The sequence below is a fragment of the Amaricoccus sp. genome (assembly GCF_036846665.1).
GTDB lineage: Bacteria > Pseudomonadota > Alphaproteobacteria > Rhodobacterales > Rhodobacteraceae > Amaricoccus.
On sequence record NZ_DAIUBO010000008.1, the window covers coordinates 1 to 11,150 of the forward strand.

10 protein-coding genes and 1 pseudogene are annotated in these 11,150 nt (G+C 71.0%); 6 read left to right on the forward strand and 5 right to left on the reverse strand.

Annotated elements, in window-relative coordinates; translation table 11 throughout:
- A partial coding sequence (locus V7050_RS01590; RefSeq protein ID WP_324410193.1) for a M20/M25/M40 family metallo-hydrolase occupies positions 1 to 585 on the reverse strand: 585 nt, incomplete at its 3' end.
- A gap of 391 nt (positions 586 to 976) precedes the next feature.
- On the opposite strand from V7050_RS01590, the gene V7050_RS01595 reads away from it, so the two are divergent.
- From V7050_RS01595 to V7050_RS01615, 5 genes and pseudogenes are all read left to right on the forward strand, one after another.
- Positions 977 to 2,017: a TRAP transporter substrate-binding protein gene (locus tag V7050_RS01595; protein WP_324367555.1), complete on the forward strand. Its 1,041-nt coding sequence runs from the start codon at positions 977 to 979 to the stop codon at positions 2,015 to 2,017.
- Entirely contained in the window at positions 2,018 to 2,524 is a 507-nt protein-coding gene (locus V7050_RS01600) for a TRAP transporter small permease (protein ID WP_324367557.1), read from the forward strand. It begins immediately after the preceding gene.
- Positions 2,525 to 2,530: 6 nt separating this feature from the next.
- A complete protein-coding gene (locus tag V7050_RS01605; RefSeq protein WP_324367559.1) occupies positions 2,531 to 3,886 on the forward strand; it encodes a TRAP transporter large permease in 1,356 nt (451 codons plus the stop codon).
- Between the two features lie 3 nt (positions 3,887 to 3,889).
- A pseudogene (locus V7050_RS01610) lies at positions 3,890 to 4,448 on the forward strand (CDP-alcohol phosphatidyltransferase family protein).
- 135 nt (positions 4,449 to 4,583) lie between these two features.
- Positions 4,584 to 6,290, forward strand: coding sequence for a bifunctional sulfate adenylyltransferase/adenylylsulfate kinase (locus tag V7050_RS01615; protein ID WP_324367561.1), 1,707 nt, complete (start codon positions 4,584 to 4,586; stop codon positions 6,288 to 6,290).
- A gap of 366 nt (positions 6,291 to 6,656) precedes the next feature.
- On the opposite strand, the gene V7050_RS01620 is transcribed toward V7050_RS01615, so the two are convergent.
- A complete protein-coding gene (locus V7050_RS01620) occupies positions 6,657 to 7,814 on the reverse strand; it encodes an acyl-CoA dehydrogenase family protein (protein WP_324369786.1) in 1,158 nt (385 codons plus the stop codon).
- 141 nt (positions 7,815 to 7,955) lie between these two features.
- Between V7050_RS01620 and V7050_RS01625 the strand changes: the two genes are divergently transcribed.
- A complete protein-coding gene (locus V7050_RS01625; protein ID WP_324369788.1) occupies positions 7,956 to 8,648 on the forward strand; it encodes a winged helix-turn-helix transcriptional regulator in 693 nt (230 codons plus the stop codon).
- A 46-nt stretch (positions 8,649 to 8,694) separates the two neighbouring features.
- Here the strand turns inward: V7050_RS01625 and rfbA are convergent, their stop codons facing one another.
- From rfbA to rfbC, 3 genes are read right to left on the reverse strand one after another with little or no spacing between them, the layout of a single operon-like run.
- Positions 8,695 to 9,591, reverse strand: a complete 897-nt coding sequence (gene rfbA / locus V7050_RS01630) for a glucose-1-phosphate thymidylyltransferase RfbA (RefSeq protein ID WP_324369790.1) — start codon at positions 9,589 to 9,591, stop codon at positions 8,695 to 8,697.
- Positions 9,588 to 10,448: a dTDP-4-dehydrorhamnose reductase gene (rfbD, locus tag V7050_RS01635; RefSeq protein ID WP_324369792.1), complete on the reverse strand. Its 861-nt coding sequence runs from the start codon at positions 10,446 to 10,448 to the stop codon at positions 9,588 to 9,590. Before rfbD ends, rfbA begins: the two co-directional genes overlap by 4 nt.
- Before the next feature lie 28 nt (positions 10,449 to 10,476).
- Positions 10,477 to 11,046 (reverse strand): dTDP-4-dehydrorhamnose 3,5-epimerase, encoded by a 570-nt coding sequence (rfbC, locus tag V7050_RS01640; RefSeq protein ID WP_324369794.1) that lies wholly within the window; start codon positions 11,044 to 11,046, stop codon positions 10,477 to 10,479.
- Positions 11,047 to 11,150: the final 104 nt, after the last annotated feature.

The window sequence follows — 11,150 nt, forward strand, 5'->3', positions numbered from 1 at the left end:
CCGGTCCTTGTTCAGCGGCTCGGGGATGAGGAGGTGGCCGCCCCGGCCGGGGCGGAACCAGCCGCGCTCGGCGAGATGCGCGCCGCCGCCGTAGCCGCCGGTCTCCTCGTCGGCGGTGCCCGAGATCTCGATGGCGCCCGCATGATCCGGGCGCAGGGCGAGGAAGGCCTCGACCGCCACGATCGCCGCGGCGAGTCCACCCTTCATGTCGCAGGTGCCCCGCCCCCAGATGCGGCCGTCGCTCAGATCCGCCGCGAAGGGATCGCGCGTCCAGCCCTGGCCCACCTCCACCACGTCGACATGGCCGTTGAAATGCACGCAGGGCCCCGGCCGCGCGCCCTCGCGCCGCGCGATCACGTTCCAGCGCGGATAGCGGTCGCTGTCGCCCGGCGCGCCCTCGCCCCGGACGAAGTCGATGGCGAAGCCCTGGGGCGCGAGCCGTGCGGCGATCAGGTCGCAGATCGCGCGGTAGTTCTCGCCTGGCGGATTGACTGTCGGGATTCGCACCAGCGCCTGGGTGAGCGCGATCGCATCCTCCCGCCGGTCGGCGACGGCGGCGCCGAGCGCTTCCGCGAGGTCAGACATGGCAATGTTCCTTTGCCGCCAAGTCTTGTCCCGATGCGCCGATTCGTCCAGCCGCACGGCATTGCTGTTCGGGGTGATCGCAATTGACCGCGCGTCGTTGCCGATTGGAGTTCCGCGCGCACCTAGCGCCGCCATCCCGCCCGGCGGCACCGCCGGGCAGCGCCCGCCCCGCCCCGTCTCGCCGAAGGCGTGCCTCCGGCACGACGCGGGCGCTTTGCACCCGCCGGGTCGTGCGCTGCCCTCATCTCGGGGCGGTCAGGTCGTAGCGGGAAGAATGGGGGACCAGATGCGATTGCCCGGCATTGCTGTTGCGGCGCAGCGGCGGGGCGGATACTTGTGGCGCCGGTCACGCGCGTCAAACGGGACGGCGCGATGGGGAAGGATCGGACCGATGCTCAGGATTTCTGCGGGCGCCGCCGCGCTCGCATCCGCACTCGTGCTGGCGGCCGCCGCCGGCGCCCAGGAATACAAGTTCAAGCTGCACCATTTCCTCTCGGAGCTCACGCCCTCGCATACCGAGATCATCGCGCCCTGGGTGGAGCGGGTCGAGGCGAATTCGGGCGGTCGGGTGGATATCGAGATCTATCCCTCCATGTCGCTCGGCGGCAAGCCGCCGGAGCTGGTCTCCCAGGCCCGCGACGGCGTGGTGGATCTGGTCTGGACGCTGAACGGCTACACGCCCGGGCTCTTTCCGCGCACGGAGGTCTTCGAGCTTCCGACGGTCTATCGCAACGACCCGAGTGCGGCGAACCTCGCCATGCGGGCGTTGTTCGACGCCGATCTCGCCGAGGATTACGCCGGGCTCGAGGTGATGTTCCTGCAGGTCCATACCGGCAACGGGCTGCACATGGTCGATCGCGAGGTCCATGCCCCGGCCGATCTCGCCGGGCTGAACCTGCGCACGCCCTCGCGCACCGGCGCCTGGGTGATCGAGGCGCTCGGGGCCAATCCGGTGGCCATGCCGGTGCCGGATCTGCCGCAGGCGCTCTCGCGCAAGGTGGTCGATGGCGCGCTCCTGCCCTGGGACATCGTGCCGCCCCTGAAGCTGCAGGAGCAGACCGGCTTCCAGGTGGACGGTGACGGCCAGGTCCGGCTCGGCAGCTCGACCTTCCAGCTCTCCATGAACCTCGAGCGCTGGAACGGCCTGCCGCCCGACATCCAGCAGGCCTTCCTCGACGCGAGCGACGCGGCCTGGGCGGAGGAGCTCGGCCATATCTGGCGCCGCGCCGACGACGCCGGCATCGCCATCTCGCAGGAGGCCGGGGTCAACTACTACCGCCTTACCCCGGAGGAGACCGCGGCCTTCGAGGCGGCGGTCGCCCCGGTCGTCGACCGCTGGGTGGCGGATATGGCGAGCCAGGGCATCGACGGCGCCGGGCTCGTGGAGCGCGCCCGCGCCGCCATCGCGGAGAATGCCGCCGGCGGCTCCTGAATGGCGCAGGCGGCGGAACGGCGCGGGCTGGCGGGCGCGGTCGCGCGGCTGGCCGAGGGCTTCGCGCTGGCCGGCGGCCTGCTTCTGGTGGCGGTGGTCTGCGTCAACGCCTGGTCGATCCTCGCCCAGGCGTTGGCCGGACGGCCGTTTCCCGGCACCTTCGAGCTGACCGAGATGGGCGTGGCAGTGGCGGTCTTCCTCTTCCTGCCCTATTGCCAGATCAGCGGCGCCAATGTCAGCGCCGACATCTTCACCGCCCGCGCGTCGCGGCGCTGGATCGCGCGGCTCGGCATGGTGGCGGCCTGCGTGGCGCTCGGCTTCAGCCTGCTGCTCGCCGAGCGCATGTGGTTCGGACTCCTGGACCAGCGCGCCTACAATCTCACCACCGCGATCCTGCAGGTGCCGGTCTGGTGGGCCTTCGTGCCGGTGCTCGCCGCGCTGATCCTCCTGGCGGCGGCGGCGCTGGTCAGCCTCCAGGACGCCCGCCGCGCCGCGAAGGCGTCCTGAGCCGCGATGCTCGACGCGCTGGCGACGGGCTTTGCCGGGCTCGCGATCCTCGTCGCCCTCATCGCCGCGCGCATGCCCATCGCCTATGCGATGATCCTGGTGGGCGGCGCCGGCATCGCGGTGCTCGGGGGGCCGGCGATCCTGCTCGCCCAGCTCAAGACGCTCGCCTACGGCCAGTTCGCCACCTACGACCTCTCGGTGGTGCCGATGTTCGTGCTGATGGGCGCGCTCGCCGCCCGCGCCGGGCTTTCCCAGGATCTCTTCCGGGCCGCGCGCGCCTGGTTCGGCTGGCTGCGCGGCGGGCTCGCCATGGCGGCGATCACCGCCTGCGCGGGCTTCGGCGCGGTCTGCGGCTCCTCGCTCGCCACCGCCTCGACCATGGGCCGGGTCGCCCTGCCGGAGCTGAAGGCCCATGGCTATTCCGGGCCGTTCGCCACCGGCACGCTCGCCGCCGGCGGCGTGCTCGGCATCCTGATCCCGCCGTCGGTGGTGCTGGTGCTCTATGCGGTGCTGGTCGAGGCCAATATCGTGACCATGTTCATGGCGGCACTCCTGCCCGGCATGATCGCGGTGGCGATGTTTCTCGCCACCATCGCGCTGGTGGTGGCGCTCCGCCCCGCCTCGGGACCGCCCAGCGAAGCGGTCGGGGCGGCCGAGTTCCGCCGGGCGAGCCTCGGCGTCATCCCGGTGGCGGTGATCTTCGGGCTGGTGATCGGCGGCATCTATGGCGGGCTCTTCACCCCGACCCCGGCGGCGGCGGCGGGGGTGTTTCTCGTGACGCTCTACGGGGCCGCCCGTCGGCTGCTCGGCTGGGCGGCGCTGCGCGCGGCGCTGCTCGAGACCGCGCGCACCACGGGCATGATCTATCTGATCCTGCTCGGGGCGGAACTCCTGAAGATCTTCATGAGCCGCGGCGGCGTGCCCCAGGCGACCGCGGCCTGGCTCGGCGGCTCCGGCCTGCCGCCGCTGGCGATCCTGGTGCTGCTGCTCTTGGCGCTGATCCTGCTCGGCTGCCTGATGGATTCGCTCTCGATGATCCTGCTCGCGATCCCGTTCTTCTGGCCGGTGCTGGTGGAGATCAACGGCGGGCTCCATGCCGGCGCCGAGGGCGCCTTCGGCATGTCGACCGAGGAGCTCAAGATCTGGTTCGGGATCCTCGCGCTGATCGTGGTGGAGCTCGGCCTGATCACGCCGCCGGTGGGCATGAACGTCTTCATCATCTCCTCGCTCGACCCGGAGACGCCGATGGCCGCGACCTTCCGTGGGGTGACGCCGTTCTTCCTCGCCGAGATCCTGCGGGTGGCGCTGCTGCTCGGCTTTCCCGCGATCGTGCTGTTCCTGCCGCGGGTCCTGGCGGGCTGACTCATGCTCGATGGGCTGATCCGCCCCCTGATCGACCCGCCGCTCGACCGGGCGGGGCGCTGGCTGGCGGCGCGGGGCCTGGGCGCCGATGCGCTCACCCTCGCCGGGCTGGGCGCTCCTGCCGCTCGCGGCCTCGCGGCTCGCGGACGGGCTCGACGGCGCGGGCCACGCGCCGGACCGATCTCGGCGGCTATTTCGACATCACCGCGGATTTCCTGGTCTATGGCGCGGTGCCGCTCGGCTTCGTCCTTCTGGAGCCCGGCAGCAATGCCGTCGCCGGGGCGGTGCTGCTCCTCTCCTTCTACGTCAATGGCGCGAGCTTTCTCGGCTTCGCCATCCTGGCCGAGAAGCGCGGGCTGGAGACCCGCGCGCGGGGCGCGAAGTCGATCCATTGTTCCGGCGGGCTGCTGGAGGGGACCGAGACCATCGCCTTCTTCGTCGGCTCTGCCTCTGGCCCGGCGGCTTTGCGGCCCTCGCCCTCGGCTTCGCGGGCCTGACCTTCCTGACCGCGGCCATGCGGCTGCGGCATGCCCGTCATGCGTTCCGCGAGCCGCCGCCTTAACCACGTCAAGCGAAACAAGCCGCTTCGCCGCAACGCCGCGAGATTTAACCCTGATCGGCCCGGAGGCGGCTTTGACCGCCGTCCGGGGCGCTGCTAACACGCCGGCAGTCCCGAATCAGTGGTGAAGGCTTATCGATGACCGCGTCCAACCTCGTTCCGATCCCCGAACTCTTCGTCTCCTACGACAGCGCCGCCAAGCTGAAGGTCGAGGCGGGCGACCTTCCCTCCTGGGACCTCACCCAGCGGCAGGTCTGCGACCTGGAACTCCTGATGAACGGCGGCTTCAACCCGCTCAAGGGCTTCCTCTCGCAGGCGGATCACGAGGCGGTGGTGGCCGGGATGCGGCTCGCGGACGGCACGCTCTGGCCGATGCCGATCAATCTCGACGTCTCCGAGGCCTTCGCCGCCAGCATCGAGCCGGGACAGGACATCGCGCTGCGCGACGCGGAGGGCGTCATCCTCGCGATCATGTCGGTCACCGACCGCTGGACCCCGGACAAATCCGCCGAGGCCGAGGGCGTCTTCGGCGCCGACGACATCAAGCATCCGGCGATCAACTACCTGCATCACCGCGCGGGGCCGGTCTATCTCGGCGGCCCGATCACCGGCATCCAGCAGCCGGTGCATTACGATTTCCGCGCCCGGCGCAACACGCCGAACGAGCTGCGCGCCTATTTCCGCAAGCTCGGCTGGCGGCGGATCGTCGCCTTCCAGACCCGCAACCCGCTGCACCGGGCGCACCAGGAACTCACCTTCCGCGCCGCGCGCGAGGCGCAGGCGAACCTCCTGATCCACCCGGTGGTCGGCATGACCAAGCCCGGCGATATCGACCACTTCACCCGGGTGCGCTGCTACGAGGCGGTGCTCGACCAGTATCCCTCGTCGACCACCTCGCTCTCGCTTCTCAACCTCGCCATGCGCATGGGCGGGCCGCGCGAGGCGGTCTGGCACGGCATCATCCGCCGCAACCACGGCTGCACCCACATGATCGTCGGCCGCGACCATGCCGGGCCGGGCAAGAATTCGGCGGGTCAAGATTTCTACGGTCCCTACGAGGCGCAGGAACTCTTCGCCAGGCACCAGGACGAGATCGGCGTCGAGATGGTCGACTTCAAGCAGATGGTCTATGTCCAGGAGAAGGCGCAGTACGAGCCGCGCGACGAGGTCGCCGAGGGCGAGACCATCCTCGACATCTCCGGCACCGAGCTGCGCCGCCGCCTGCAGGAGGGGCTGGAGATCCCCGACTGGTTCTCCTTCCCTGCCGTGGTGGCCGAGCTGCGCCGCACCAAGCCGCCCCGCGCCGAGCAGGGCTTCACGGTGTTCTTCACCGGCTTCTCCGGCTCGGGCAAGTCGACGATCGCCAACGCGCTGATGGTCAAGCTCATGGAGATGGGCGGCCGGCCGGTGACGCTGCTCGACGGCGACGTGGTGCGCAAGAACCTCTCCTCGGAGCTCGGCTTCTCCAAGGAGCACCGGGATCTCAACATCCGTCGCATCGGCTATGTCGCCTCGGAAATCACCAAGAACGGCGGCATCGCCATCTGCGCCCCCATCGCGCCCTATTCCGCCACCCGCTCGGCGGTGCGCGAGGAGATCGAGGCCTTCGGCGCCTTCGTGGAGGTCCATGTGGCGACCTCGATCGAGGAATGCGAGCGGCGCGACCGCAAGGGCCTCTACAAGCTCGCCCGCGAAGGCAAGATCAAGGAATTCACCGGCATCTCGGACCCCTATGAGGAGCCCGCGGAGCCCGAGCTGCGCCTCGACACCGAGAATCTCGACGTCGATTACTGCGCCCAGCAGGTAATCCTGAAGCTCGAGAACATGGGGCTGATCCGGGCCTGATACCGACGGGCCCCTTCGGGGGCCCGTTCGGCGTCTGGCGGGCGGTTTTTGGGGGTCCAAGGCCCCGGGCCAATCTTCGAGTTCGGGTAAGGGCTGGCGCCGCTGAGCAACAGCTTCCGGAGCTCATACTTTCTTCTTCGACCGTCCCGCAGCGAGACGAGGGCAGCGCCCGCCCCGGCAGGTGCGAAGCGCCCGCGTCGTGCCGGGGGCACGCCTTCGGCGTGACGGGGCGGGGCGGGCGCTGCCCGGCGGTGTCCGCCGGGCGGGATGGCGACGCTAGGCGCGGGAAGAGATACGGCGGCGGGGGCAGGCAGGCGCAGGCCGTGCTGGCGCACGGCCGGGCCTTCGGGCTGCCTTGCGCAGCACTCAGTAGATCGTCGCGACCGGCTGCCCAAGCGCCATGGCGCCGGCGTATTGCGCCTGCGGGCCGGCCTGGAGCGGGTGGTAGCGCGCGCCCTGCACGTCGCGGAAGCGCCGCTCGAGCCCCGCGGCGCGGTAGAAGCCCGCGCCACCCGCGAGCTCCATCGCGAGCTCCACGGCGCGGATCGCGTTCTCGCCGACCAGGGTCCGGCCGATCATCACCTCGTTGACGCTCCGCTCGGAGGGGTCGTTGCGGGCCACCTCGGCGAGCATGGCGCCATGGGCGATCTGGGCCGCGCGCAGCGCCGTCTCCATCCGTCCGGCGAGCGCCAGCGCATGCGGGCTCGGCGGCCGCTTGCGCGCCAGCCCCACGGCGATGTCGCGCGCGCTCTCGGCCACCCCGAGATAGACGCCGTAGATCAGCGGGAAGGCGATGGTGGCGATGATCTGGAAGAGCGGATGCCATTCGCCGGCCTTGCGCTTCAGCGGCACGGCGGCGTCGGCCACGAAGAGATCCTCGATGACCACGTCGTTCGAGCCGGTGCCGCGCATGCCGAGCGTGCGCCAGGTCTGCTCGATGCGTACCTCCGGGGCCTTCATCGGCGCCCCGAAATGCAGCACCGAGCGCTCGCCGTCCTCCTCGAGGATGGCGCCCGTCATCAGGATGTCGCCGGCCTCCGCCCCGGAGGTGAAGACCTTGCGCGCGGTGATCCGGTAGCCGCACTCGACCCGCCGCGCCTCGCCCGAGCCGCCGATCCAGTCCGAGCCGCCGCTCGAGAGCAGGATCAGCCGCTCGGCGGCGATGCGGCGCAGGAGCGGCTCCATCGCCGCGACCTGCCGGTGCCGCCAGCGCCAGGCCGGGATCGCCACCTGGTGGGTGTGCATGGCGAAGGCGAGCGCGGTCGAGCCGCAGCCATGGGCGAGGATGCGCAGCATCTCGGCGAGCTCGGCCACCTCCGCGCCGCCGCCACCGAGCTCGACCGGCACCCCGGCCTCGACCAGCCCGGCGGCGCGCAGCCGGGCGTAGTTCTCCGCGACGAAACGGTCGCCCTCGTCCGCTGCCGCCGCGCCCGCCTCGAGCTCCGGCAGCAGCGCCTCGGCCTTCGCGCGGATCGCGACGTCCGCGCCTGCGGTCTCGCGGGCCAACTCCTCAAGTACGCTCATCGATGATCTCCCCTGGTTCAAACGATCCCGGGAAGATCCGCGAATCGCCTTCCGCGATCCAGTCAAGGATCTGTACTGGTCCCTGTTCCGGCTCCGCGATCGCGTGTAGAGTCGCGACGGCAGCAGGGGGAATGCGCGTCCATGGGCGGAACCGGAAGCTACGGACAGTTCTGCCCGGTCGCGATGGCCTCGGAGGTGCTCTGCCAGCGCTGGACGGTGCTGGTGCTGCGCGAGATGCTCTGCGGCACCACCCGGTTTAACGATCTTAGGCGCGGCGTGCCGCGCATGTCGCCGTCGCTGCTCTCGAAGCGGCTCAAGGAGCTGGAGCGGGCGGGGGTGGTCGTGCAGGTCCCGAACGAGGCCGGGGTGGTCGAGTATCACCTGACCGAGGCGGGCGAGGATCTGCGCCCCATCGTCCTGGGCATGGGCTTCTGGGGCCAGCGCTGGGTCGAGTCGCAGCTCTCGCTCAGGAACCTCGATCCTTCGCTGCTGATGTGGGACATGCGCCGCAACCTCGACCCCAGGCCCCTGCCGCCGCGGCGCTGCACGATCAAGTTCCAGTTCCCCGAGCTGGTCCCGGCGCGCCGCTGCTGGTGGCTGGTGGTCGAGGGCGCCACCGTGGACCTCTGCGGATTCGATCCCGGATTCGAGGTCGACCTGCTGGTCACCGCCTCGCTGCGGTCGATGACGGCGATCTGGATGGGGCTGGCCAAGCTCGGCCGGGAGACCGCCGAGGGCCGGGTGCGGATCGACGGCGATCCGGCGATGGCGCGGGACATGGGGCGCTGGCTCCGGCTCAGCACCTTCGCCACCGGCGACCGGCGGGTGGCCTAGGGCCGCGGGGGAGCGAGTCTGCCCGATCCCGACCCGGGCGGCGACGTCAGGAAAGGTCGGCGATGCGCGCCAGGTAGCGGCCGTATTCGGTCTTGAGATAGGGGGCGGCCAGGGCCCGAAGCTCGTCCGTCGAGATCCAGCCGAGCCCGTGGGCGATCTCCTCGGGACAGCCGATCTTGAGGTTCTGCCGCTCCTCGATGGTGCGCACGAAATTCCCCGCATCGAGCAGGCTCGCATGGGTGCCGGTGTCGAGCCAGGCATAGCCGCGGCCCATGCGCTCCACCGTCAGCTGGCCTTCGGCGAGGTAGGAATTCAGGAGGTCGGTGATCTCCAGCTCGCCCCGGGCCGAGGGCCGGATCCGCCGCGCCCGCTCCGGCGCGCTGCCGTCGAGCACGTAGATGCCGGTCACGGCGAAATCCGATTTCGGCTGCGCCGGCTTCTCCTCGATGGAGAGCACCCTGCCGCTGCGGTCGAAGGCCACCACGCCGTAGCGCTCGGGATCGGCCACCTGATAGCCGAAGACGGTGCCGCCCTCGGGCCGGGCGGCGGCGGCCTTGAGCAGCACCGGCAGGTCGTGGCCGAAGAAGATGTTGTCGCCGAGCACCATGGTGGAGGCGGCGCCCGCGAGATAATCCTCGGCCAGCACATAGGCCTGGGCGAGCCCCTCCGGGCGCTCCTGGACCAGATAGTCGAAGGTCATGCCCCATTGCGCGCCGTCCTTCAGCAGGCGGCGGAACTGTTCCTGGTCCTCCGGCGTGGTGATGATGGCGAGCTCGCGCAGCCCCGCCAGCATCAGCACCGAGAGCGGATAATAGATCATCGGCTTGTCGAAGAGCGGCAGGAGCTGCTTGGAGAGCGAATGGGTGATCGGATAGAGCCGGGTGCCCGAGCCGCCGGCCAGTACGATGCCCTTGCGGGCGGGGCCCGGCGCCGTCTGCGTCATGCCAATGCCTCGATCACCTCGGCGACGCCCGCGCGCCAGTCGGGCTGGGCGATGCCGAAATCCCGCCGGATCGCGCTGCAGTCGAGCACGGAATTCATCGGGCGGCGCGCCGGCGTCGGCCAGCCGCTGCTCGCGATCCCCTCCACCACGGGCGCCGTCCCGCCCCGCGCCGCGAAGATCGCCCGCGCGAATTCCGCCCAGGAGACCGCCGGCGCCCCGGTGAAATGCCAGGTGCCGCTGTCGCCACGCCCCTCCGCGAGCGCTCCGGCCATCACGAGAAGCGCATCGGCGATGGCGGCGGCGGGTGTCGGGCCGCCGCGCTGATCCTCGACCACCCGGAGCCTGTCGCGCTCGGCGCCGAGCCGCAGCATGGTCTTCAGAAAATTGCCGCCGTGGCCGGAGAAGACCCAGGCCGTGCGCAGGATGGCGTGCCGCCCGCCTGCCGCGCGCACCAATTCCTCGCCGGCGAGCTTGGTGGCGCCATAGACCCCCAGCGGGCCGGTGGGATCGTCCTCGCGCCAGGGCCGGCCGGGCGCGCCGTCGAAGACGTAGTCGGTCGAGATATGCAGGAAGGGCAGCCCGCGCCGCGCCGCGGCCTGCGCCATGGCGCCGGGTGCCGCGGCATTCACCGCCCGGGCGATCTCTGGCTCGGATTCGGCCTTGTCGACCGCGGTATAGGCGGCGGCGTTGATGACGGCATCCGCCTCGGCCTCCGCGACCGCCCGGGCGCAGGCCTCGGGCGCGAGAAGGTCGGCCTCCGCCCTTCCGAGCGCGGTCACCGCGGCCCCGTGCCGCGCCGCCCGGGCCGCGAGCGCGTTCCCGACCTGGCCCGTGGCGCCGAAGACGAGGACCCGCATCACCTGCCCGCCCCGCGCTCGGGCGCGCTCATGGTTGCGCCTCGACGTCGAAGGGCGATACCCAGGCGCGGAACGCCGGCAGGTCGCGGTCCTTCTCCGACAGGATCACCGCCTCGGGCGCGATGCCCCAGTCGATGCCGAGATCCGCGTCGTTCCAGAGCACGCCCATGTCCGAGGCGGCGTCATAGGGATTGTCGACCTTGTAGACCACCTGCGTGTCCGGGGCCCGCGTGACGAAACCGTGCAGGAAGCCGCGCGGCACCAGGATCTGCGCGCCGTTCTCCGCCGAGATCTCGGCGCTCACCCAGCGCCCGAAGCTCGGCGAGCCCCTGCGCACGTCCACCGCCACGTCGAGGATCGCGCCGCGCGTCACCCGCACGAGCTTGGCCTGGGCGAAGGGCGGCGCCTGGCAATGCAGCCCGCGCAGGGTGCCCGTCGCGGGCGACAGGCTCTCGTTGTCCTGCACGAAGGCGAGATCGAGGCCCGCCGCCGCCATGCGCGCCGCGTTCCAGCTTTCGCAGAAATATCCGCGCGCATCGCCGATGCGGCGCGGGGTGATGATCTTGACTTCCGGGAGCGCGGTACATCTGACTTCCATGATCAGGGCTTAGTCGATCGCCGCCGGCCGCGTCCAGTGGCTTGCAACCCCAAGAGGTGCAAGCGTTGCCCTGGCGCAAGCCTGCGGGCGGAAAGGCGGGCAAA

Bases quoted from the DNA above. Each gene is read 5' to 3' on its own strand.
- V7050_RS01595 (WP_324367555.1), top strand. From the start codon at position 977: ATGCTCAGGATTTCTGCGGGCGCCGCCGCGCTCGCATCCGCACTCGTG.
- V7050_RS01600 (WP_324367557.1), top strand. From the start codon at position 2,018: ATGGCGCAGGCGGCGGAACGGCGCGGGCTGGCGGGCGCGGTCGCGCGG.
- V7050_RS01605 (WP_324367559.1), top strand. From the start codon at position 2,531: ATGCTCGACGCGCTGGCGACGGGCTTTGCCGGGCTCGCGATCCTCGTC.
- V7050_RS01615 (WP_324367561.1), top strand. From the start codon at position 4,584: ATGACCGCGTCCAACCTCGTTCCGATCCCCGAACTCTTCGTCTCCTAC.
- V7050_RS01620 (WP_324369786.1), bottom strand. From the start codon at position 7,814: ATGAGCGTACTTGAGGAGTTGGCCCGCGAGACCGCAGGCGCGGACGTC.
- V7050_RS01625 (WP_324369788.1), top strand. From the start codon at position 7,956: ATGGGCGGAACCGGAAGCTACGGACAGTTCTGCCCGGTCGCGATGGCC.
- rfbA (WP_324369790.1), bottom strand. From the start codon at position 9,591: ATGACGCAGACGGCGCCGGGCCCCGCCCGCAAGGGCATCGTACTGGCC.
- rfbD (WP_324369792.1), bottom strand. From the start codon at position 10,448: ATGCGGGTCCTCGTCTTCGGCGCCACGGGCCAGGTCGGGAACGCGCTC.
- rfbC (WP_324369794.1), bottom strand. From the start codon at position 11,046: ATGGAAGTCAGATGTACCGCGCTCCCGGAAGTCAAGATCATCACCCCG.